21 protein-coding genes are annotated in these 21,484 nt (G+C 62.9%); 9 read left to right on the top strand and 12 right to left on the bottom strand.

What is annotated here, in order from left to right; all coding sequences use genetic code 11:
• The first annotated feature begins 166 nt into the window (after window positions 1-166).
• Complete coding sequence (locus tag BSP239C_RS17290; RefSeq protein WP_101574589.1) at window positions 167-550, top strand: hypothetical protein; 384 nt, start codon at window positions 167-169, stop codon at window positions 548-550.
• 46 nt (window positions 551-596) lie between these two features.
• Here BSP239C_RS17290 and BSP239C_RS17285 read toward each other — a convergent pair whose 3' ends face one another.
• Window positions 597-1,376 carry a DUF1707 domain-containing protein gene (locus tag BSP239C_RS17285; protein WP_101574588.1) on the bottom strand — a complete coding sequence of 260 codons (780 nt, stop codon included), beginning with the start codon at window positions 1,374-1,376 and terminating at the stop codon, window positions 597-599.
• A gap of 52 nt (window positions 1,377-1,428) precedes the next feature.
• On the opposite strand from BSP239C_RS17285, the gene BSP239C_RS17280 reads away from it, so the two are divergent.
• From BSP239C_RS17280 to BSP239C_RS17270, 3 genes are all read left to right on the top strand, one after another.
• The gene (locus tag BSP239C_RS17280) at window positions 1,429-2,178 is read left to right on the top strand and encodes a sulfite exporter TauE/SafE family protein (RefSeq protein ID WP_101574587.1); all 750 of its coding nucleotides are present in this window, start codon (window positions 1,429-1,431) and stop codon (window positions 2,176-2,178) included.
• A 208-nt stretch (window positions 2,179-2,386) separates the two neighbouring features.
• The gene (locus tag BSP239C_RS17275) at window positions 2,387-3,187 is read left to right on the top strand and encodes a hypothetical protein (protein ID WP_257930266.1); all 801 of its coding nucleotides are present in this window, start codon (window positions 2,387-2,389) and stop codon (window positions 3,185-3,187) included.
• Window positions 3,187-3,399 (top strand): RNA-binding S4 domain-containing protein, encoded by a 213-nt coding sequence (locus BSP239C_RS17270; protein WP_101574585.1) that lies wholly within the window; start codon window positions 3,187-3,189, stop codon window positions 3,397-3,399. The genes BSP239C_RS17275 and BSP239C_RS17270 overlap by 1 nt, the downstream gene beginning before the upstream one ends.
• Window positions 3,400-3,623: 224 nt before the next feature.
• Here the strand turns inward: BSP239C_RS17270 and BSP239C_RS17265 are convergent, their stop codons facing one another.
• The 9 genes from BSP239C_RS17265 to BSP239C_RS17225 all read right to left on the bottom strand — a co-directional run bounded on the left by BSP239C_RS17265 (window position 3,624) and on the right by BSP239C_RS17225 (window position 12,505).
• Window positions 3,624-4,223: a PspA-associated protein PspAB gene (locus tag BSP239C_RS17265; RefSeq protein WP_101574584.1), complete on the bottom strand. Its 600-nt coding sequence runs from the start codon at window positions 4,221-4,223 to the stop codon at window positions 3,624-3,626.
• Between the two features lie 51 nt (window positions 4,224-4,274).
• A complete protein-coding gene (gene htpX / locus BSP239C_RS17260; protein WP_101574583.1) occupies window positions 4,275-5,186 on the bottom strand; it encodes a zinc metalloprotease HtpX in 912 nt (303 codons plus the stop codon).
• Between the two features lie 115 nt (window positions 5,187-5,301).
• Complete coding sequence (locus BSP239C_RS17255) at window positions 5,302-5,586, bottom strand: PspA-associated protein PspAA (RefSeq protein WP_101574582.1); 285 nt, start codon at window positions 5,584-5,586, stop codon at window positions 5,302-5,304.
• Window positions 5,583-6,329: a PspA/IM30 family protein gene (locus BSP239C_RS17250; RefSeq protein ID WP_101574581.1), complete on the bottom strand. Its 747-nt coding sequence runs from the start codon at window positions 6,327-6,329 to the stop codon at window positions 5,583-5,585. The genes BSP239C_RS17255 and BSP239C_RS17250 overlap by 4 nt, the downstream gene beginning before the upstream one ends.
• Window positions 6,330-6,543: 214 nt before the next feature.
• Window positions 6,544-6,831 (bottom strand): WXG100 family type VII secretion target, encoded by a 288-nt coding sequence (locus tag BSP239C_RS17245; protein ID WP_101574580.1) that lies wholly within the window; start codon window positions 6,829-6,831, stop codon window positions 6,544-6,546.
• A gap of 180 nt (window positions 6,832-7,011) precedes the next feature.
• Window positions 7,012-9,054: a trypsin-like peptidase domain-containing protein gene (locus BSP239C_RS17240; protein ID WP_101574579.1), complete on the bottom strand. Its 2,043-nt coding sequence runs from the start codon at window positions 9,052-9,054 to the stop codon at window positions 7,012-7,014.
• Window positions 9,051-10,925 carry a cell wall metabolism sensor histidine kinase WalK gene (locus BSP239C_RS17235; RefSeq protein ID WP_101574578.1) on the bottom strand — a complete coding sequence of 625 codons (1,875 nt, stop codon included), beginning with the start codon at window positions 10,923-10,925 and terminating at the stop codon, window positions 9,051-9,053. The genes BSP239C_RS17240 and BSP239C_RS17235 overlap by 4 nt, the downstream gene beginning before the upstream one ends.
• Window positions 10,926-10,955: 30 nt before the next feature.
• Window positions 10,956-11,711 (bottom strand): response regulator transcription factor, encoded by a 756-nt coding sequence (locus BSP239C_RS17230; RefSeq protein ID WP_009881891.1) that lies wholly within the window; start codon window positions 11,709-11,711, stop codon window positions 10,956-10,958.
• Window positions 11,712-11,905: 194 nt separating this feature from the next.
• Entirely contained in the window at window positions 11,906-12,505 is a 600-nt protein-coding gene (locus BSP239C_RS17225) for a CGNR zinc finger domain-containing protein (RefSeq protein WP_257930265.1), read from the bottom strand.
• A 239-nt stretch (window positions 12,506-12,744) separates the two neighbouring features.
• Here BSP239C_RS17225 and BSP239C_RS17220 point away from each other — a divergent pair, with 239 nt between their 5' ends.
• Window positions 12,745-13,704 carry a DMT family transporter gene (locus tag BSP239C_RS17220; RefSeq protein WP_257930264.1) on the top strand — a complete coding sequence of 320 codons (960 nt, stop codon included), beginning with the start codon at window positions 12,745-12,747 and terminating at the stop codon, window positions 13,702-13,704.
• A 434-nt stretch (window positions 13,705-14,138) separates the two neighbouring features.
• Here BSP239C_RS17220 and BSP239C_RS17215 read toward each other — a convergent pair whose 3' ends face one another.
• Both BSP239C_RS17215 and BSP239C_RS21305 read right to left on the bottom strand, forming a co-directional pair.
• Entirely contained in the window at window positions 14,139-15,773 is a 1,635-nt protein-coding gene (locus tag BSP239C_RS17215) for a DNA repair helicase XPB (protein WP_101574577.1), read from the bottom strand.
• A 58-nt stretch (window positions 15,774-15,831) separates the two neighbouring features.
• Window positions 15,832-18,036 carry a helicase-associated domain-containing protein gene (locus BSP239C_RS21305; RefSeq protein WP_308298077.1) on the bottom strand — a complete coding sequence of 735 codons (2,205 nt, stop codon included), beginning with the start codon at window positions 18,034-18,036 and terminating at the stop codon, window positions 15,832-15,834.
• Between the two features lie 72 nt (window positions 18,037-18,108).
• Between BSP239C_RS21305 and BSP239C_RS17205 the strand changes: the two genes are divergently transcribed.
• From BSP239C_RS17205 to BSP239C_RS17190, 4 genes are all read left to right on the top strand, one after another.
• Window positions 18,109-18,339, top strand: a complete 231-nt coding sequence (locus BSP239C_RS17205) for a hypothetical protein (protein ID WP_101574576.1) — start codon at window positions 18,109-18,111, stop codon at window positions 18,337-18,339.
• 430 nt (window positions 18,340-18,769) lie between these two features.
• Window positions 18,770-19,150 carry a cold-shock protein gene (locus BSP239C_RS17200; protein ID WP_101574575.1) on the top strand — a complete coding sequence of 127 codons (381 nt, stop codon included), beginning with the start codon at window positions 18,770-18,772 and terminating at the stop codon, window positions 19,148-19,150.
• Window positions 19,150-20,133: a DUF3027 domain-containing protein gene (locus tag BSP239C_RS17195; protein ID WP_101574574.1), complete on the top strand. Its 984-nt coding sequence runs from the start codon at window positions 19,150-19,152 to the stop codon at window positions 20,131-20,133. Before BSP239C_RS17200 ends, BSP239C_RS17195 begins: the two co-directional genes overlap by 1 nt.
• Window positions 20,134-20,141: 8 nt before the next feature.
• Entirely contained in the window at window positions 20,142-21,401 is a 1,260-nt protein-coding gene (locus tag BSP239C_RS17190) for an MFS transporter (RefSeq protein WP_101574573.1), read from the top strand.
• Window positions 21,402-21,484: the final 83 nt, after the last annotated feature.

Here is a 21,484-nt window from a genome sequence, read left to right as displayed (position 1 = left end):
TGCCCGTGGGTTGGAGCCACTCCGGTGGCGGAGGTTTTCTTTTGAGTCAACGACTCGGTGTTCCCGGAGGTTTTCATGTGGGGCAACGATGTGGGTTACGCGGAGGTTTTCTATGAGTCAACGCGGGCTCTTTTATGTCCAGCGTCCTTCCCGTAGCCTGAGTGCCATGACATTCACCGGCACAGAGTCCTGCGGGAACAGTCCCAAGAACATGTTCGTGGCCCGGTTCGAAGAGAACCTGTTCATAGGCGATGAGTCGGCCCTCGCCGAGGTGGTCGCCGAGGACTGCGTACTCCAGATCGTCGGCAGCGGGGGAGTCGAGACCAGCACCGGCCGTGACGAGGTCGTCGCAGCACTGCTGGGTCTCTACGCCTCGAACCCAGTGGCCGGTCATCTGGAGGCGGCCATCACTCACGGCAAGGCTGGTGCTGCCTGGGGGCAGTGGGAGTATTCGAGTGATGGGGAGGACATCGGCTACTTCTCGGATACGTTCTGGTTCCGAAATAACAAGGCAGAGGAATTCGCTCAGATTCGGACCTTCCGGCTCTGACGGTTCGTTCCTCGCGAATGGTTACGACCGAAGCGATTCGGTTCTGTCAGTCCCAGGGGTTTCTGCGTCGACGTCGGCGTTCATCCCGACGCCTGCGCATTTCATCGCGCGTCGACTCATGCCCCGGTGAAAATGGGGGAGCCAATGGGTGCGGAGGCTGCAATCCGTTGCCGAATGTGTCTCCGAAGTCCTCATCCTCGTCCTCCAAGCCCGTCTTATGCGCCTCAAGTTCACGTTTGGCCTCAGCATCACCCAAGTGAGCTCGAGCCCGCTTGGTCAGCTCGCGCTTGCGTTTGCGGATGAGGCTCTGCTTGTTGGAGATCTGCGAGATCGCGCCGAAGAGCATCGGAAGAATGACGAAGATCGGCCAGAAGAAGATCAGCCTCCCCTGGGCGAATGAGGTGGCGGCCCAGATCGCCAGCGTCACGCCTGCAGGTCCCGCGAACATTCCAAGGAGCGCGGCCCGCACACGGTCCTTGTAATATTTCTGTGCGGCCGCATCGATCTGTTCGGGAGTGATCGGGACACGATCAGCGTTCAACCGGGCCAGAGCTTGGGCACGAGCGGAATCGTCGAGTTCCCCCGGGTCGAGCTCGCCAGCCTCGGCGATGATGAGATCCTGCACGAGATCGGGGACCTCTCCCAAGGTCTTCATGTGATTGGCAGCCTCGCTGCGCTCATCGAACTCCTCTGCATCGATCTGGCCCAAGGCATACGCCTCGGACAGCACATCGGTCACGACAGCGCGATCGGCATCGGAGGCGCGCACCTGCCCATGCGCACGCGGATCCGCGCTGAATCGTGACCACAGAGGGGAACTGTTCATGACTCTTACTGTAACCCCGCCCGGATGAGCGGTCTGAACTAGACTTGAGCAAATGGAACCCGTCGTCGTGCTCATCTTGTTCGCGGTGTTCGTGGGCGCAGTTTCGCAGCGGGTGACCGGAATGGGATTCGGCCTGGTCAGCGGCCCATTCCTCGTGCTTCTGCTCGACCCGTTCTCCGGTGTGGTGCTCGTCAACATCTGCGGCATCGTGGCCAGCGGTACCGTCTTCGCCCGCACCTGGCGAGAGGCCGATTGGGGAGCCTTCTGGAAGCTGACGCTGGGGACCGTCATCGGCACGATTCCCGGAGCTCTCCTGGCCGCGGCACTCCCGGCGCCACCACTGCAGATACTCATCGGCGCGCTCATTATCGCCTCCCTCATCAGCTCCATGGTCATCGGTCGGACAGGCAAGACGATGCCCGCGAACTTCGGCACTAAATTCACCACCGGTCTCCTCTCCGGCACGATGTCGGCGGCTGCGGGAACGGGCGGTCCTGCCGTCAGCGCCTATGCCGTCCTGACCAGGTGGGATCAGCGGACATTCGCCGCAACCCTGCAGCCGTTCCTCGTCGTCGGGACAACCTCGGCGGTCATCTTCAAAGCCGTATTCGACGAGAGTGCATGGCCGCAGCTGGCGGCACCCGTGTGGATCGGGATCGCTGCGGTCCTCATCGCCGGACTTGTCAGCGGAGACTGGCTGTCGAAGAAGGTCGAAGCCTCGACCGCTCGGATTGCCATGATCATCCTCGCTCTCGGCGGAGGAACCGCAACCCTCGTCAAGGGGCTGAGCCACCTGAGCTGAAAGCAGTCCTGACTCATCGTGAAGTGGTTGCCGGATCCTGCCGCGAATGAGCTGAACTCTTCATCGGAGAGTGGTGTCGGACCTTGAGAACTGAGCCGACACAAGGGTTCGGTTCAGTCGCTTGTCAGATTCGTCCGGCATACTAAATGGTGACTCATTCTGCTGGGAGGCATAGATCGTGGGACCAGTATTCCTGATAGTACTCGTGGTGCTCGGCACCATTTTCTTCGTCAGTTACCGCAAGGAAAAACAACGTAAGAAGGAACTCGCAGCCTCCGAGCTCCAGCAGGTGACGAAGACCGCCGGAGAAGACGTGACGTCCTTTGGCGAAGAAGTCGCCGAACTGGATGTCCTCACCGCTGGAGTCGAACTCGACACCGGTGGTTCGCAGGATTACAAACAGGCACTTGACTCCTATGACGTTGCGAAGGAGACGCTCGACAATGTCGACGAACCCTCCGACATCCGCAGTGTCACCGAGGCTCTCGAAGACGGCCGCTATGCCGCCAAGTGCGTGCGCGCTCGTGTCGACGGCAAGCCGCTGCCCGTGCGCCGTCCTCCATGCTTCTTCAACCCGCAGCACGGACCCTCGTCCGAAGACATCGACTGGGCGCCAGCCGGTGGTCAGTTGCGACCCGTTCCTGTCTGCGCTGCCGACGCCGAGCGCGTCGCGGTGGGTGCGGATCCTGCGGTGCGCAAGGTCGTGACCGCTGACGGACACACTCGCCGCGCCTACTGGGAAGCAGGTCCTGCCTACGCCGAATACAACCGCGGATACTTCAACTCCTACGCAGGTTCAGGGCTTCTGCCCGGTGTGCTGATGGGGTCGATGATGTTCGGCGGTATGGGCGGCGGTGGCTGGGATGGCAACGGCGGCGGTGACATGGCTGGCGGTGACGCCGGAGGTGGCGATGCTGGTGGTGACGGAGGCGGATTCTTCGGCGGAGATGGCGGCGATGGCGGAGGTCTCTTCGGAGGCGACGGATTCGATCTGGGAGACATATTCTGATGGAGACAATTGAGATCCGCGGCGAGTCGATCAAACTTGGTCAGCTGCTCAAACTCCATGGCGTCGCCGAACATGGCGCGATGGCCAAGGACATGATCGCCGACGGCGAAGTCGTGGTCAATGGTGAGGTCGAAACTCGCCGAGGTGCCACAATTCGGCCCGGAGACACTGTCGAAGCTCTGGGTGAGGTCATCGAGGTCGCGACCGAATAGGACTCACGAACCAGCGTCGCATCGGTCGCTGAACCGCTGCAGGCAACACAGCTGAACTGATACGAACTGATACAGACAGACATTGCAGAAGGGACGTCCCCGCGGGGACGTCCCTTCTTCGTATCAGGTTTCTTGGGCGCTCAGCGCTCAGCGCTCAGCGCTCAGCGCTCAGCGCTCAGCGCTCAGCGCTCAGCGCTCAGCGCTCAGCGCTCAACGCTCAACGCTCAGTGTTCTTCGTTCGACTGGGGGGAGTCATTGAGCCCCGGTGCATCCCACAGCGCCGACCACCGTGAAGTGTCATCCTCGAACGGCAGTTCGTTGGCCAGCACACCGCGCACCTGAATCTCAAGAGGATTGTCTCGCTGCTTGGCACCCGACTGTGCGAACGGATAGAACGTGCCGCGTTTGTACTGGTAGACCAGTGCCAGGCGGCGCCCATCCGGGTTGGCAAAGTAGACGGTCGAGCACAGCAGCATGGTATCGAAGCCCTGGCTGACCAGGGCCGAATTCACAGCGTGCAGATTAGTCACGAGATTGACCACCTCGGCGTCGGTGTCGGAGACGACCTGCCAGGTGTATCCGAAGCCATCGTTGCGCTGTGACACGTTCGCGGCCGGGTCGGAGCTGATGAGGGCAATGCTCTCGGACTCAGCGGACTGGAACGCCGCGCCCTCGACTTGTCGGAACGCCACTGCTCCGACACCGGTGGGCTTGAAGCCTGTTGCAGCTTCGAGCGTCAGCGCGGCTGGAGGAAGTGCGAAGAGGTCGTCGAGGTTGGCCCGTTTCGGTTTGGAACGGCCCAACAGCGCGTCGAAGAAACCCATGAAACTCCTAGTGGATGTCGGTCGGTGCGATTGCGGTCAGCTCAGTGATCGTCACTGCTGCTGTGAAAGCTGCCCGGAGATCCTCGCCAGTTGTGCCAGCCGCTTGTCCAGCGAGGGGTGAGTGGAGAAGAGCTGTCCGAGGGCTGCCTTGCCGCTGACAGCGGGAATGAGAGCCAGGTGGTTGGCCGAGGCTGAAGAACGTAGGTCCTTCTCCGGGATCTTGCTCATGTCCCCGCTGAGCTTCGTCAGTGCCGAAGCCAGCGTCGAGGGCGCGCCGGTGAGGATGGCTGCTGCCCTGTCTGCGGCAAGCTCGCGGTAGCGCGAGAGGCTGCGGATGAGGAGGAACGAGAGACCGTAGACGACGGCCCCGACGAGGAGGAACACCAGCTGGATGGGAACACCGCCGTTGTTGTTGTTCGACCGTCCGAAGCTCATGTAGTAGCCGGCGCGCATCATCAGTGCGGCCAGGACTCCGGTGACCCCGGCGACGGTCATGACAGTGACATCACGGTGGGCGACGTGGGAGAGTTCGTGCGCCAGCACGACCTCGACCTCATCACGGTCGAGTTTTTCAAGCAGTCCGCGAGTCACACACACGACCGATCGTTCCGGCGAACGGCCAGTGGCGAAGGCGTTGGGTATTGCCGAGTTCGAGACCGCGACGCGAGGCTTGGTCGAATCGGCGAGCTGGCAGAGCCGGTCGACCATCGTGTGCAGTTCGGAGGCCTCTTCGGGGGAGACCTCCCGTGCTCCCATGGCCTTCATCGCGATCTTGTCGGAGAAGTACCATTGGAAGAAGAACGCGCCCGCGCTGATGAGCACAGCGAAGATGACCCCGGGGATACTCTGTCCGAAGATCCACCAGATGGCCAGAATGAGGACCACATAGATGAGTCCGTTGAGGAAGATCGTCCACCCCATGCGCATGGTGAGCCCGTTGTCCTTGACGAAGCGATTCTTCATCGTGGTTCCTCTCTGGGTCTGGCAGTTCCGGCCCACAGCCTTGGGTGAAGGCAATGGGCCGGAGCCTTCGATATCAAGATGTGTTGGTCAAGCAGTGCGGATCAGGCTGTGCGGATCACGCTGGATCCGGGATGAAGCCTTCACCGGTGAGGAGCTCCGTGATCTCCTGCAGGGTCGCATCGACGAACGGTATAACGGCCTCACTCGAACCCAGGTAGTCGTTGGAGACAGCCTTGCCGTTTGTGACGACATAGTCGTGGAGGGCGTGCAGAGCGTTCCTGGCGGCTTCTTCATTGCCGACGTTGACGGCGTCTTCGACCTGGTTGTCGTATTTCTGCATCAGGTTCTGGTCGACGTCGGCGACATCGTACTGGCCCTCGCCCATGATGCGGATAATCATTGCTGCTCCTCGCCTTCAAGCGACTGCTGCTGCTTGTTCGACGAGGCTGGCAGCGAATCACGCATCCGGTTGAGTTCCATCTCGACATCGTTTTCGCTGGAGAGCGCATCGAGCTGTGAACTGATGTCATCCTTCGAAGACCCGGTGACATCTTCGAGTGCGCCCGAAGCGATCAGTTCGTCGACGGCACCAGCCCGTGCCTGGAGCGAAGCCGTCTTGTCCTCGGCGCGCTGGACGGCGAGCCCGACGTCACCAAGCTCTTCGGAGATGCCTGAGAAGGCTTCGCCGATCTTCGACTGTGCCTCCGCCGCGTTGTATGTGGCCTTGATCGTTTCCTTCCGCGTGCGGAAGGCGTCGACCTTGGCCTGCAGCCGCTGTGATGCCAGTGTCAGCTTCTGCTCTTCGCCCTGGAGGCCCTCGTGCTGTCCCTGCAGATCGGTGATCTGCTGGTCAAGACCGGACTTCCGGGTCAGTGCCTCACGAGCGAGGTCCTCGCGGCCCATCTCCATGGCCTTCTGGGCCTGACCGCTGAGCTTGGACTGCTGCTGTTCGAGCTGAGTGATCTGCAGTTCGAGGCGCTTGCGGCTGGTGGCGACATCGGCAACACCGCGGCGTACCTTCTGCAGCAGCTCAAGCTGCTTCTGATATGAATAATCGAGGGTTTCATTGGGGTTCTCGGCTTTGTCCAGTGCCTTGTTGGCCTTGGCGCCAAAGATCGCCGCGATCCTTTGGAAGATGCTCATCCGTAGTCGACTCCTGCATTGGTCTTGACCCGACGCTACAGACCGATCGTCTCCGTACCTGGAGAAACCCTGTCAGCACCGCCGCGAACTATCGCTATCAGCCTACTAACAAAGGCTGACAATTTGCCAGACGTGGACACAGAACTCGAACAGATAATCGAGGCGAGAATCGGCGACGACAGCATGCCGTGGCATGCTGTCGGGGGCTTGGCGCTCAGGGGGCGAAGAGCCGGGAATTCGCGGCTTCGACCTCAGAGTACTGAGCGGCCGCTGTGTTGAGCGCCCCGTGGATCGAGGTCAGCGATTCGAACAGCTGTTTCTGTGCGCCCTCCCACTCATTGATGACTGTCTGGAAGTTCTGTGCAGCGCTTCCCTTCCAACACTCCTGCAAGGTGAGAAGATTCCTCAGCATCGTATTGGACTCCGCAACAAGTGTGCGCGCGGTTCCTGCTGTGGAAGCGGCTGCAGATGAGACGCGTTCGGCGTCGACTTCGAAACTCATGACTTCTCCTGACGGTGGGCACCGGAACTCGGTACGAGGGACCGGGACTCTCATCAGCATCACCGCTCGCTCGCGCTGGAAGAAGCCCAGAGAAAGAGGGTGTGGATAGCGCTTGGCTGTCCACACCCTCAACGCACATGAGTCAGATCGCCATCCACAGCGATCTGCACTCAGGTGGTGCTACTTCAGTACCAGCGTTGTCTTCAACGTCTGTTCCTGTCCGCCGCGGATCACCGTGAAATCGACGGGAGAGTTCGTCGGCTGTGCGCGGACGAGCGCACGCAGCGCAATCGCGTTGTTGACCTTTGTCCCGGACACGGACACGATGTCGTCGCCGTCTTTGAAGCCTGCCTTCGCTGCTGGTGATCCGGACTGCACCGACTGCACCTTGGCGCTGCCGCGAGTGGTGCCGCCGCTGTTGATCTGTCCGTCCGTGAGCGTGATCCCGAGGAACGGGTGCAGCGCCTTGCCGTTGGCGATGAGCTGGTCGGCGATCATCACAGCCTGTGAAGAGGGGATGGCGAACCCGATGCCGATCGATCCCGACTGGCCGTCCTCACCTGCCTGGCTCAATGAGGCGGCAGCGGAGTTGACGCCGATGAAGTTGCCATCGCCGTCCACGAGCGGGCCGCCGGAGTTGCCGGGGTTGATCGCCGCATCCGTCTGGATGGCGTTCGTGATCGTCATCTCCTTCTCCTGCGAAGTCGCGTCCTCGCCGATGTTCTCCGTCGACACAGGACGGTCGAGGGCTGAGACGATGCCGGTGGTGACCGAGTCCGCGAGGCCGAGGGGGTTGCCCAATGCCATCACCGGGTCTCCGACCTTCATCTTCTTCGAGTCGCCGACGGGCAGAGGATCGACGTCCTTGGGAACCTGGTCGAGTTTGATGACCGCGATATCGGTCGACGGATCGCGCCCGACGATTTTGGCCTTCATCGTCTCACCGCTCTTCATCGTCACCGCGATCTCACCGGAGGGCGTGTCTGCCGGGGCCACCACGTGGTTGTTCGTGATGACGTGCCCCTGGTCGTCGTAGAGCGAGCCCGAACCCAGAGCCTGGACCTTGCCATCGGTGCCGACCTGAATCGAGACGACACTCTGGGACGTCTGCTTCGCGACCTCGGTCCAGTCCGGGGTTTCAATCGTCTGACCGGCGACCTTGCGCGGTTCATCCCCTCCGAGGGCACTGACCGCGTAGCTCCCGCCGAAGGCAGCACCTCCGCCCAGCAGGGCGGCGATCAACGCGATGGCGATGGTCGCACCCCAGCCCGGTCCCCGCTTCTCTCGCCGAGGTGGTGCTTCGCTTCCGTACGGCCCGGGGCCTCCCGGTCCTCCTGGGCCTCCTGGCGCGCCGGGCCCACCCGGACCCCCTGGCCCGGACTGGAATCCCGCGGAACCGGAAGCGGGGTACCCGCCCTGGTTCGGCTGATTGCCGTAATGACCGTGGGCATTTGAGCCTGTGCCGGCAGCGGCGCCTGCACCCGCTCCCGCAGCGACTCCGACTCCTGCACCAAGTGCAGGCTGTCCGGCACCCTGAGAATACGGAGTGCCGTATGGGGCATTGGCATCAGTGGGGGAGTTGGGGCCGGCCTGCGCTGGTCCGTTGGGTGTGGTGGCTCTGGCATAGGGGTAGCCGTTGTGACTGCTGGTGCCATTGTCTGGACTGCGGTCAAAGCGCTGGCTGCTGCCGTAGTTCTGGCTCGGTCCCTGGCCTGGCTGTCCGGGCTGGCCGGTCTGGCCTCTCGAACCATCAACAGGGGGCTGAGCGCGAGTCGGCTGTCCCTGCGGGGGATTCTGATCCTGGTTGTGATCGAACCTCTGGCCCTGCCTGGGGTCCTGTCCTTGCCATGGAGCCTGGCCTTGACCAGCATTGCCGCCTTGGCCCTGGCCCTGCTCCGGGTTGTCCGGGCTGTCCGGACCGTTCTGGCTGTTCTGGCTGTTCGGGCCGGTCGGTCGGGCCGAGGGCGCGACGGGTGGGCTGACGCGGGCCGGGCCGTTCGAACCGTTGGCGCTGTTCGACCCGTTCGGGAAGGTGCGTGGGATCTCTGCCGAACGGCGGGACCCGTCTGTGGGTCTTTGAGGTCCTGCAGTCGAGTTGCGGGGGACGTCTGAGGAGTCGCGTGAGCCATCTGCATCTGTGGGGAACGTGCGGTGGTCCTGATCCCCGTGCCGTCCCCGGTTGTTGGAGTTGTAGCCCTGATTGTTAGGGTCGTTGCTGCTCATCGCTCGTCCTTTCGTGCGTCCGGAGCGCTGTCTTCAGTTTCTGAGATGGGCAGATCGATGCGGAACGTTGCACCGCCGCCCGGTGTCTGGTGCACTGTGATCGAGCCGTGGTGGTTCTCCACGATCGCTTTGACGATGGAGAGTCCGAGGCCGGACCCGCCGGTGTCGCGAGTCCTGGAGACGTCGAGGCGGTAGAACCGTTCGAAGATCCGAGGAACGACCTCGGGGTCGATCCCGTCGCCGTGGTCGCGCACCTCGATCCTGACTCGCCCGTTGGGGAAACCGCGCAGCGATTCGTCGACGGTGATGGACCCCGCTGCTGTCATGTCCGGCACGATGCCGGTCGGTGTCTGAGCGTCGCTCTGATCATTGCCGGTGGAGTCGCCTCGGCGGAAGATGCGTACACCGCCGGTGACGAATCCGCGCTCGCGGGACTTGTCCTTCGCCGCTGACTTGTTCGCGTTCGCCACCACCTTGTTCGAACCGGTCTTGGTGCCGGTACCTTGGCCATTTGCAGACTCTGCTGAGTCCGCAGCAGCCTCGGTGCTGCCTCCGACAACGCCGACGGCGAATTCGATGGCCGTGTGCTCTGGCGTGTGTCGGACAGCGTTGCCGGCGAGGTTGATGATGACCTGACGGATCTTCGACTCCGATCCGCGGATCATCGGCACAGGCTGCGCGTCCTCTCCATCGAGTCCGATGAAGCTGATGTCGCGGTCGGGAGCCTGGGCAGCCGCGTCGGCGGCGGCGTCGCGGGCGATTCGATGGAGGTCGATGGGCCCGATCTCGGCAGGTCGCTGTTCATCGAGACGGGCGAGGACGACGAGGTCGTCGACGAGTACGCCCATCCGCTTGGCTTCGGACTCCATGCGTTCCATGGCGTTGCCGATGTCATCTGACTTCGTGATCGCACCCTGCCGATAGAGCTCGGCATAGCCGCGAATGGTGACCAACGGTGTGCGCAGCTCGTGCGAGGCGTCGGAGACGAACTGGCGGATGCGCTTCTCCGATCGCGTCTGTCCGTCGAAGGAATCCTCGATGCGGCCCAACATCGTGTTCAGCGCACCCGAGAGGCGGCCGAGCTCGGTGTTGCGAGGGAACGTCGGCACCCTCTGACTCAGGTCACCGGCTGCGATCCGTGAAGCAGTCTTCTCAATGTCACGCAGCGGCCGGAACGTGTTGTTGATCGCCCAGTATCCGACGCCTGCGACCAAGGCCAGAGCCAACAGTCCGATGCCGATCATCGTGTTGCGGGCACGTTCGTTGATGTTGTCGATTTCGCGATCGAAGGGCACCGCGATCGAGACGAGCACATCGGTGTTCTGGACCTTCATCGCTCGCGCTCGCCACTTCGAGTTGGTCCCCGTGACGGTGAATGGTTCACCGCCGCGTGAGTAGACCTGGGACTCGTTGATCCTCGGCAGGATCGGGCGGTTGCCCGACTCCGGAGCCACAGGGTCGCTGATCGGTTTGCCGCTCGTGTCATAGAACTGAACGTAGAATCCCTCGGGCATCAGGCTCTTGAGCTCATCCCACGAGCTCGAATCGATCGTGGTGGGAGTCTCGGTCGAAGAATCCGACCCGTGGCTGTCCTTACCCGAATCCGGTGTCTGATGCTTACTCGACTGTGTCGATTGCAGCTGGGCAGGCTGGAACACATCCTGATAGGCCTGCTTCGCAAGGGTCTCCGAGGCATTGATGAGTCTCTCATCGGTGCGCTCGACGAGGCTGTCGCGGAGATTTTCGAGCACCCAAGCACTCGTTCCGGAGAGAACGAGCAGCATGAGCAACATCATGATGGCCAGCAGCTTGGTGGTCAGCGACCATTCTTCCCAGAAGCCGGGGCGGGTGGGACGGGATTCTTTTGCCACGTGATTAATCTAGCGCCTGAGCTTGTCCGACTACTTGGATTCCGGTGTGCGCAGCATGTAGCCCACACCGCGCTTGGTCTGAATCATCGGTGTCCACTCCATCTCCACAGGGTGTCCGGCGGCGTCTGTCTCGGGCGTAACATCGATCTTGCGTCGCAGGTAGGAGATGTAGGACTCGACGATTCCGGTGTCGCCGCCGAAGTCGTATTCCCAGACATGGTCGAGGATCTGAGACTTCGAGAGCACCCGATTGGTGTTGAGCATGAGGTAGCGCAGCAGCTTGAACTCGGTAGGGGAGAGATCGATGAGGATTCCCGAGCGACGCACCTCATGAGTGTCGTCATCGAGTTCGAGATCGCCGGCCATGATGACGGCGTTCTCTTCGTCTTCGAGGCTGCGGGTCCGACGCAGCACGGCGCGGATGCGGGCGACGACCTCTTCGAGGCTGAAGGGCTTCGTGACATAGTCGTCGCCGCCGACGGTGAGGCCGGTGATCTTGTCCGAAGTGTCATCACGGGCGGTGAGGAACACGACAGGAGCATTCATGCCGATCTGGCGCAGGCGACGGGTGACTGTGAAGCCGTCCATGTCCGGCAGCATCACGTCGAGGACGAGGAGATCAGGGTTGGTCTGCTCGGCCAGACGAAGAGCTTCAGCACCATTGGCGGCCGAGACGACGTCGAAGCCGGCGAAGCGCAGACTGGTCGAGAGGAGTTCGCGGATATTGGGCTCATCGTCGACAACGAGGAGTGTGGCTTCGATGTCGGTATCGTTTGCTGTAGTCATGCATCCAGTCTGAAGATCAATTCTGAGAGTCACTTGACAGTTACCTGAATGCGATTGTGAGCCAGGTCACTGAAAAACTCTCGAGAAAGTCCTGTGAGTCCCGAAGCGCCGCATGCGCTCTCAGGAATGGTGTGACGAATTGAGCAATATTTGCGCTCGTGCACAGCCTGCTCACAGAGAAGGCAGGGTCGACCTCACGAGCCTGCCTGGCGGGCCCGGAAGGCGGCCACGTGCGTGCGGTTGGCGCAGTTGCCGGTGTCGCAGAAGCGCTTCGAGCGGTTGCGGCTGAAGTCGGCCAGATAGGCTCCGCAGTCTTCCGCCGCACAGCGTCCCAGTCGGTCTAGGTCCCCGCTGCGGATGAGGTCGATGAGTACAAGGGCGACGTCGGCCGCCACGCGATCGGCAAGACTCGCCGCCTGCCCCACTGCGTGCAGGTGCCAATCCCAGCTTCCATGCTTGACCAGCTGTGGCAGCGCGCCGGTCTCGCGGAGCGTGATATTCACCTGATTGACGACGCCTTCTTCGCCCGCTTCGACCTCAGCCTCGGTCTGGGCATCGATGCTCGAGTCGAGCACGACGGCAAATCGTTCACGCAGCTCACGAGTCTCCTCGACGTCGGGCTTCGTGGCCTGGAAGGGGCCGGAGAAGTCATGTCGGGCAGCGAATCCGTGGAGTCCGGCAGTCGTCGTCAGCTCATCTCCCGCCTCGGCGATGGTGCCGGAGGTGTTGAGGAGATCGACGAGCATGGTGAGATTCGAGCGAATGTCGTAGGCGAAAGTCATTGTGAATGACATTCTGCCACACCATGTAAGGGTCAAAGTGTATTTGACTCATTTCATGGTGGTGGGAAATACTGGTCAAGGCGGACAACGCTGTCGCATCATCACGCGCCGCATCGCACATATCGGCCGCGAGCAGCATCGTGACTGCACTGCACCACATGTACGTCCGCAGTTCACATCCACTCATCACAACCACCTCGGCGAGGGAAAGAGTCCTACGTCGAGTCCGCGCGCATCTCAGGAGGTCAAGAATGAATCGCACCGTCGTCATGGGGTTTCTGCTGACTCTGGCCTCCGCGTTCTTCTTCGCGGTCTCAGGCCCGATCGCGAAGACGATGTATGCGATCGGGTGGACTCCTGGCTCCGTCGTCCTCATTCGCCTCGCGGGCTCGGCCATTCTGCTGCTCATCCCCAGCCTCATCGCTCTGCGCGGACGTTGGGATGAGGTGCGCCGGCACTGGAAGACCGTGCTCACTTACGGGCTGGTGTCGATGGCAGGTGTGCAGGGCTTCTACTTCGTCGCCGTCGAGCACCTCACCGTCGCCGTTGCGCTGTTGCTGGAGATGACGGCACCGATGCTCATCGTGTTCTGGATCTGGGCACGTACCCGGACCCGTCCCGCCACCGTGACCTTCATCGGGGTGGTGATCTCGATGTTCGGGCTGGTGCTTGTCCTCAACCTCCGCGACTCCGACATCAGCATCTTCGGCGTCATCATGGCACTTGCCGCGGCAGTCTGCCTGGCCAGTTACTTCCTGGTCTCGGCGAAGGACTCCATCAATGTCCCACCGGTCGCGCTGACCGGCTTGGGCATGGGCGTGGGCGCATTGGCCATGTCCATCATCGTGTTCTCGGGAGTCATGCCTGCCGGCATCGTCACCGCCGACGTCGACTTCGGCGGATACGCGGTTTCCTGGATCCTGCCCATGGCGATGATCGTCGTCTTCACAGTGGGCGCCTACATCACGGGCATCCTGGGACTGCGCTACATCGGGGCCACGGTCGGCTCCTTCGTCAACCTCATCGAGGTTCCATTCTCCGTCATCGTGGCTTGGCTGATCCTGTTTGAGATGCCAGCGCCCATCCAACTCTTCGGCGGTGTGTTCATCGTCGGCGGCGTCGGCTTCATCAAATGGGGCGAGGCGCGCCTGGCCCGCCGAGTGGCCTCCCGCGAGGTCATCGTCCGGGCCGAGGAGCTCGCTGCGGTCTGAGGCTGACCTCCATTACGAGTGGGCGTAGGCGAGGAGGCGCACTTGTGGGCGCACTCGATGACGCACGCTCAAGTATGCGCATGAGGGTGACCGGCACGGGGTTGCTTTAGGCGACTTCGCTTTCGGGCTTCAGCATTCCAGCGCGACAAGTCACGATGATCCCGGCCAGCAGAATCAGCAGATCTCTGCAGATTACAGACTAGTCGCCATTCCGCCATCCGTTCCACCGCTCGCTGATGCTGTCTTCGCCAATGGGGGATTCGTCTGCCTATCGGCCACCGTCCGGGCGCCGAGCAGCGTTTAGTGGGATTGCCCAGCGCCCGGAAGATGGCTGAGCGGTGTGGCAGCCTTCGCTAAACCTCCCTGACGTCACTAATTGCGCCCGGCGCCGGGGCGGTTTAGTGACGTCGGAGTGGTTTAGCGGCGTGGTCCCCTCAGCGGACCTCGATGTCGTAGCTGTAGCCCTGTTCGGTGAGAAAGCGGCGACGCTGGGCGGCGAAGTGTTCGTCGACGGTGTCGGCGGCGACGACGGTGTAGAAGGTCGCGGAGCCCGAATCTTCCTTCGGTCGCAGGATCCGACCCAGTCGCTGAGCCTCCTCCTGCCGGGAGCCGAAGGCACCGGAGACCTGGATTGCCACCGAGGCGGCCGGCAGGTCGACGGAGAAGTTCGCGACCTTCGACACCACGAGCACAGGGATCTGTCCCGAACGGAATTCGCGGAAGAGTTCCTGGCGCTGCGATTCCGGAGTCTGCCCGGTTAGCACGGGGGCGTCGAGGCCGGCCCCGATCTCCTCGAGCTGATCGAGATACTGCCCGATGACGAGGATCTGTGCATTGGGATGGTCGGCGACGAGCTCGCGCACGATCGGCAGCTTCGCATCCGAGGTGGCCGCGAGCCGGTACCGATCCTCACCGTCGGCACGTGCATAGGCCGTGCGTGTCCCGCCGTCGAGACGGACCCGAATCTCATGACAGGACGCGGTGGCGATGTAGCCCATGCGTTCGAGTTCCTTCCACGGAACCTCGTACTGCTTGGGGCCGATGAGGGAGAACACCTCATCCTCACGTCCGTCCTCGCGCACTAGTGTGGCGGTGAGACCGAGGCGTCGCCGGGCCTGCAGGCTCGCGGTGAGACGGAAGATCGGTGCGGGCAGGAGGTGGACCTCGTCATAGATGACCAGCCCCCAGTCCTTGGCGTCGAGGAGCTCCAGGTGCAGGTAGGAGCCTTTGCGGCGGGTCGTCAGCACCTGATAGGTGGCGATGGTGATCGGTCGGATCTCCTTCGTCGACCCCGAGTACTCACCGACCTCATCCTCGGTCAGCGAGGTGCGGGCGAGGATCTCGTCCTTCCACTGCCGGGCGGCCACCGAGTTCGTCACAAGGATCAGCGTCGTCGTCTGCACCCGCGACATCGTGGCCACGCCGACGATGGTCTTGCCGGCACCGCAGGGCAGAACCACGACACCGGACTCACCGCTGAGGGAATGGTCGATCGCTTCCTTCTGATAGTCACGCAGATGCCACTGACCACCATGGGCGTCATCGGACAAGGCGATCTCGTGGGCCTCGCCGTCGACATAACCGGCATGGTCGGAGACAGGATGGCCCAGTTGCAGCAGCGCATGCTTGAGCTCACCGCGTTCCGAAGGATGGACGAGGACGGATTCGGCGTCGAGGGATTTGCCGAACTTGCCCACCAGGTCCGGCTGCTCGATGAGAGAGGCGAGCAGCTCGGTGTCCGTTGAGGTCAGGGTCAGTCCATGGATCGGATTCTCGATGAGGGTGAGGACTCCGAACCGGTCCATGATGTCGACGATGTCGACGAGCAGCTCATGGGGCACCGGGTATTTCGCGAACTCGAGGAGGACGTCGACGACGGACTCCGCATCATGTCCGCTGGCGCGGGCGTTCCACAGCCCCAAGGGGGTGATCGTGTACGTGTGAATGTACTCCGGCGTCCGCGAGAGCTGAGCGAACGGCGCGATCGCCACGGCCGCCTCGACGGCCAGGGTGTGCCCCGATTCCAGCAGCACAGTCCGGTCGGACTGCACGATCAACGGACCGTTCATGTAAGTTCCTGCTTCTTTCCACGCCGAGGTGACTTCCGAGGGCCTAACGTCTGTGGCCTCAGGATTGTTCCTCCACCCCGTCGGACCTACCGGTCCCGTCGGACCTACCGGACCCGTCAGACCTACCGGACCCGTCAGACCGGTCGCTGGACTCGTCGCCGACCACATCGACGCTGACGATGCGTGCGATCGACAGAGACGCCTCGGCGCCGGTGGTCTTCACCTTGCCGCGCACACGTCCACCGTTGACGGTGGCCGGGAGCATTTCGATGACGCGTTCCTTCCCATGCGAGTCGGCGAGCGTGATCGTGACCTGCTGACTGGCCGCGGCGGCCTCCCGGAGGCGATCCATGTGTCCCAGCGGCTCATCCGTGCTCGTGGCCGGTGCCGCGCGAGCTCCGGGGGAGCGGAGGATGCGGATGTAATCATCAAGGTGGGCATCGTCGACCCGTGCACGTTTGCGCAGGTGCACCTCGGGATCGGCCTGGGTGATGACCTTGCGTTTGCGCACCGGCCCGGACGGCGAGTGCAGCATGGCATGGTGCTCGGCGGACTCGAGCAGATGCATGGTGCGTTCTGGGCCCAGCTGCCCGACCGCCACTGTCGGTGCCAGACGTTCCAGACCGGCCGGCAGCATGGCCTGGTCGGAGAGGATGACGTCGAGGTCGACGGGATCGTCGACGACGAGGACGGCACGGGCGCCGGCAACCTGGACGCGGCGCAGTTTCGACGCCGTGTTCTCGACGAGGAAGTTCAGTGTCGAGGGCAGGGCCTCGGCGCTGATCTCGGCGAGCTGGGCCAAGGCATCCTCGGCATTGATGCCGGTCTGCATGCTCGCTTCGATCGTGTCGGCATCGATGCGGTACACGGTTCCCTGCCCGCGCGCTTCGACGACGGCGAACTTACGCAGAATGTGGTGGACACGGGGTTCGATGGGCCCGGTCGCCACGGCCGTGAGATCTGACTGGATGAGCACGGTCTCGACCTCATCGACGAGCCCGAGGCGGACCGCGTCGACGACGTCGCTGGGCACGTCGAGGCCCTCGAGGCTGAAGTTCACCGGTGCGATCGAGGGATCCTGGGCGGCCTGGTTACTCATCGCAGACCGAAGGCCCGCTGCGAGGAGAACACCGAACCTGCTGGGCCCGAAATGCTCGGAATTCTGCAGCGGGGTCGTCGCCAGGCCGAAGGCACCAGCGGTGTGCAGGATCGCCTCTGTCATCGCGAATTCGTGGGCTGGGATGAGTGGACGCCTGTCCAGCACTTGCGCGTGGATCCACTCGGCCGATCGTGAGGACCCCTGACCGATGTCGGCGAGGATCTCCAGGATGGTGAAGCGCAGCAGCGGCATCGTCGGCTGCGACTGGCTGAAGCCCTTGAACAGGGACTTCTTCGGCGAGGCGAGGACGGTGAGGCGTTCGTTGGCGCTGGCCCCAGCCGCCAACTGGGTGACGTCGAGGGTTTCGCGCAGCCACGAGGTCATGAGTGCAGCCCACAGTTCTGCCCTGTCGCCTTCGAGGACATCGGCCGCGTCGTCGCTGGCCGTCCACTGCGGATCCAGTGGGTCATCGAGCACGCCGATGAGGTTCAGTGACTTCGCTGCCAGGAGCAGTGTGATCGTCTGCTCGAGGCTCAGATCGATGGTCTTCCCGATCCGGGTGACGTCTCGTTTGGAGATGCCGCCGCTGGTCAGGCGCGAGATCGGCGAGCTCGCCAGCTCATCGACGAGACCGCGCAGGGAGGAGATGACCTCCGCCACGGCGGCTCGTTCGCTGTTGTGGATGAGTGCCGTCGGGATCGTCTCGGTGCTCGAGTCGATCCCGGACGTGTCCGCCTGCCACGGATGTGCCCGGGCGGATTCGGCCGCCGAGGTGGGCAGAAGTGTGATGGCCTCCGACTGGATCCGCCAGGTGGACTCAGACGGCGATGCCGCCTCGGTGGGGGAGGACGAGGGCCAGGCCAGGCCCAGGTCGCGCAGTCGGGGGAGGACCACCTCGGCGAGGGCAGCGTCGATATGACGATTCTCACCCACGTTGATGTCGGCCGTGGTGCGTGCGGCCTTGGCCAAGTCGATGAAGACGTCGAGCTGTGCCGAAGTCAGCGCTTCGATGCCCCGGGAGACGCCGATGCGCGAGGAAGCGGCCGCGGCCAGCGAAGGAATCGTCGGGGACTCGGGTTGGAGGAGATCGCGACGAGTCCGGACGAAGGACTCGAAGTCGGTATCGGAACTGTGGGACAGCCACTGGCTGAAGGTCATTGACATCGCTGTTCAGTTTAGCCCGAGGGTTACAATAGATGGGCAGAAGAGCTTCTCGGATCTCGGAAAGGACGAGCATTGTCAGCCAAACGTGTCGACACCACCATCGTCGTCGTAGCCGTTGCCGCCGCCCTTGTCGGTGCGCTGGCGCTGATCGGTGTGCTGGGTCAGGCCTGGATGGGCTACGCGCCCTCGCACCTGCTGACATACCTGCCGATGATCCTCCTCCCGATCGCATTCGCCTTGGTCGCGGTGACCCTGGTCAGAGCAGCACTGAGACGCAGACAGACAGAGGTGGGCCAGAGCTGAAACTCGGCCGCTGGTGCTGTCAGCGACACAGTCACTTGGGCTGAGTTGATCGCCTCTCCGCGGGACGATCGCGCAGACAGCGTCGGGCACCCACCTCCACAGACGGCCTTGAGCCGAGGTTGGCCGCAGTCCACGCCCGCATCCGGGCGATCCGGGCAGCCGAGAGTGACAGCGCAGCGCTTCAGCAGATATTCGATCGCTGAGTTCGACTGATGAGAAGATGCGCGAGCACACTGCCGGATCGGATTCGGGAACAGCGCAGAGCCAGGGCCGCGCTGTCGCAGTCAGACGAAACTGCTGGTGACCGAAGCGATCGTGGCCGATCCTGAGGCCAGGCACCGCCGAGCACTTCCACCACTGAGCTTCACCACGTACGAGCACCACCCATTACGAGCTACACCAACTACGAGCATCACCAGGAAAGGACATCATGCCAACCGGACGCGTGAAATGGTTCGACGTCGATAAGGGCTTCGGCTTCGTCACCGCCGAGGACGGCTCTCAGGCCTTCCTCCACTCCTCAGTTCTGCCCGAGGGCGCCGAGGTCACCAAGGGCACCCGCCTCGACTACGATGTGGTCGATTCCCGTCGCGGAGCCCAGGTCCTCAAGGCCCGCCTGCTCTCCGGCCCCGCCAAGGTTGCGAAGGTCCGCAGGCGTCCGGCCGAAGACATGGCAGTTATGGTTGAAGATGTCATCAAAGTACTCGATGACCTCAACAACGGACTGCAGCACGGCCGCTACCCCGACTCTTCCCACGGGAACAAGGTAGCCTCACTGTTGCGGGCAATTGCCGACGATTTGGAGTCCTGATGTCATCACTCTTCAGTGATTGGATGGCCGGCCGGAGTGCCGAGCCGACGAACGACCCTGCGCCCGCTCAGGCGGCGTCGGCTGCGAAGACCCCAAACAATGCGGAGACCGCAGCGGTTGCTGAGACCGCTGCTCCGGCCCAGACTGAGGCGGCAGGGACCGCTGCACCGGCACAGGCTGAGGCTGCTGCGCCGGTGAAGCCGGCCAAGGCCCCGCGGGCGAGTTCGGAGAAGATCGTTCTGGACACACAACTGGCCGCAGCCATCGACACGGCACGTTCCGCCATCGCCGAGGTGGCCGGTAGTTCCGTGATCGGTGACCACCTGGGCACTCTGGCTGAGGGTACCCGCCTGGTCACCCACTATTTCGCGTGCACCGATCCGATCTATCGCGGTTGGCGCTGGGTCGCCGTCCTCGCCCGTGCGCCTCGGGCCAAGAAGGTCACGGTCTGCGAGACGGCCCTTCTGCCTGGCCCCGATTCCCTCGTCGCACCCGAATGGGTCCCCTGGGACCAGCGGGTCGAGCCCGGCGATCTGACCCCTCGCGACACTCTGCCGAAGGTGGAGGACGATCCGAACCTGCAGCAGGGCTTCGAACAGCTCGAAGAGACCTCGGACGGTAATCTGGACGAGATCCCGAATTTTGAGTTCGGACTCGGCCGCCGCCGGGTCCTCTCACCTGAAGGGATCTCAGCTGCCGCGACCAGGTGGGCCGAGTCGGAGACCGGCGGGGAATCCGATTTCGCTGCAAAAGCCTCGGCGCACTGTTCCAGCTGCGGGTACTTCCTGCCGATCGCGGGATCACTGAGACAGAAGTTCGGGGTCTGTGCGAACGGGTGGTCCCCGGCCGACGGTAAGGTCGTCGCGCTCGACTTCGGTTGCGGAGCCCACTCTGAGACCGACGTCAGCCGGCAGAGCAACGAGCCTGCCGAAGCCGTCGTCGATGACTACTCCGTCAGCGAACTCGAGTTCCAGGAGGGCTGAGACACTCGATGGCGCACACGTTCCGGTCACTGGCAGAGCCGAACTACCGACATTGGTTCGCTGGTGCCCTGATCTCGAACACCGGAACGTGGATGCAGAGGACGGCCCAGGACTGGATCGTCCTCACCTACCTGACACACAACAACGCCTCGGCCCTGGGCATCACCATGGCGCTGCAGATGGGCCCGCAGCTCATCATGTTCCCCTTTGCCGGTGCGATTGCCGACAGGTTCTCCAAACGCAGGTTGCTCATGGTCACCCAGACCCTGCTGGGCACTGTGGGGCTGCTGCTGTTCGTCCTCGTCATCACCGACACCATTCAGCTCTGGCACGTCTACATGACGGCCTTGGCTCTGGGCATCCTGGCCACCCTCGACAATCCCTCCCGACAGGCCTTCGTCTCTGAGCTCGTCGGTGAGAAACTGCTTCCCAATGCCGTGAGTCTCAACTCCGCATCATTCAACGGTGCACGCATGATCGGCCCCGCCGTCGCCGGAGTCCTCACAGCAGTCATTGGTGCCGGACCGGTGTTCCTCATCAGCGGGCTCGGGTTCGCTGCGACCCTGACTGTGCTCATCCGTTTGGATCAGACCCGGCTGCATCCCACGAGGCGCCGTGGCACCGGCGGGATTCTGGGCGGGTTCAGGTACCTGCGACAACGCCCCGATGTGACGATCGTGCTGATCGTCCTCTTCGTCGTCGCGACCTTCGGATTCAACTTCAACATCTATACGGCCACCATGGCCAAGATCGAATTCGACAAGGACGCCTCCGGCTTCGGCCTGCTCAACTCCGTCATGGCGATCGGATCCGTCACTGGGGCACTTGCCTCGGCGAAACGAGAGAAGCCGAGGCTGCGGTTCATCTTCGGAGCTGCAGGAGGCTTCGGCCTCGCGGTGGGAACCGCCTCCCTGATACCCAACTACTATGTCTTCGCGGCGTCGCTGATATTCGTCGGCTTCGCATCGCTGACGATGATGACCTCAGCCAACGCCTATGTGCAGACGACGACTCCGCCGCACTATCGCGGTCGGGTGATGGCCATCTACGCCGCCGTCGTCATGGGTGGCACGCCTATCGGTGCCCCGCTGGCCGGCTGGGTCGCTGACCTGTACGGGCCTCGGATGGCGATGGGCGTCGGAGCCGCCTCGGGCATCATCGCCTTCGCCGTCGGGCTGGTGTGGATGATCGTGGCGAAGAACCTGCGACTGCACTACGACCCCAAGTCTCGGATCCGTGTCCACGTCAGCTACCTCGGTCGCCCCTGAGGTCCGGGCTGGCGGTATTGGTCTCTGAACTCTCCCTGAGCCACTCGCGGATCTGCATCGCCTAAGATCGGGGACGCTCGTAT

The sequence above is a fragment of the Brevibacterium sp. 239c genome, assembly GCF_900169365.1.
GTDB lineage: Bacteria > Actinomycetota > Actinomycetes > Actinomycetales > Brevibacteriaceae > Brevibacterium.
The sequence above is the reverse complement of the archived record's forward strand: the minus strand, read 5'-3'. Positions and strand labels throughout refer to the sequence as shown.

Coding starts and splice junctions, on each gene's coding strand:
- BSP239C_RS17290 (WP_101574589.1), top strand. CDS start 167: ATGACATTCACCGGCACAGAGTCCTGCGGGAACAGTCCCAAGAACATG.
- BSP239C_RS17285 (WP_101574588.1), bottom strand. CDS start 1,376: ATGAACAGTTCCCCTCTGTGGTCACGATTCAGCGCGGATCCGCGTGCG.
- BSP239C_RS17280 (WP_101574587.1), top strand. CDS start 1,429: ATGGAACCCGTCGTCGTGCTCATCTTGTTCGCGGTGTTCGTGGGCGCA.
- BSP239C_RS17270 (WP_101574585.1), top strand. CDS start 3,187: ATGGAGACAATTGAGATCCGCGGCGAGTCGATCAAACTTGGTCAGCTG.
- BSP239C_RS17265 (WP_101574584.1), bottom strand. CDS start 4,223: ATGGGTTTCTTCGACGCGCTGTTGGGCCGTTCCAAACCGAAACGGGCC.
- htpX (WP_101574583.1), bottom strand. CDS start 5,186: ATGAAGAATCGCTTCGTCAAGGACAACGGGCTCACCATGCGCATGGGG.
- BSP239C_RS17255 (WP_101574582.1), bottom strand. CDS start 5,586: ATGATTATCCGCATCATGGGCGAGGGCCAGTACGATGTCGCCGACGTC.
- BSP239C_RS17250 (WP_101574581.1), bottom strand. CDS start 6,329: ATGAGCATCTTCCAAAGGATCGCGGCGATCTTTGGCGCCAAGGCCAAC.
- BSP239C_RS17245 (WP_101574580.1), bottom strand. CDS start 6,831: ATGAGTTTCGAAGTCGACGCCGAACGCGTCTCATCTGCAGCCGCTTCC.
- BSP239C_RS17240 (WP_101574579.1), bottom strand. CDS start 9,054: ATGAGCAGCAACGACCCTAACAATCAGGGCTACAACTCCAACAACCGG.
- BSP239C_RS17230 (WP_009881891.1), bottom strand. CDS start 11,711: ATGACTACAGCAAACGATACCGACATCGAAGCCACACTCCTCGTTGTC.
- BSP239C_RS17225 (WP_257930265.1), bottom strand. CDS start 12,505: ATGTCATTCACAATGACTTTCGCCTACGACATTCGCTCGAATCTCACC.
- BSP239C_RS17220 (WP_257930264.1), top strand. CDS start 12,745: ATGAATCGCACCGTCGTCATGGGGTTTCTGCTGACTCTGGCCTCCGCG.
- BSP239C_RS17215 (WP_101574577.1), bottom strand. CDS start 15,773: ATGAACGGTCCGTTGATCGTGCAGTCCGACCGGACTGTGCTGCTGGAA.
- BSP239C_RS21305 (WP_308298077.1), bottom strand. CDS start 18,036: ATGTCAATGACCTTCAGCCAGTGGCTGTCCCACAGTTCCGATACCGAC.
- BSP239C_RS17200 (WP_101574575.1), top strand. CDS start 18,770: ATGCCAACCGGACGCGTGAAATGGTTCGACGTCGATAAGGGCTTCGGC.
- BSP239C_RS17195 (WP_101574574.1), top strand. CDS start 19,150: ATGTCATCACTCTTCAGTGATTGGATGGCCGGCCGGAGTGCCGAGCCG.
- BSP239C_RS17190 (WP_101574573.1), top strand. CDS start 20,142: ATGGCGCACACGTTCCGGTCACTGGCAGAGCCGAACTACCGACATTGG.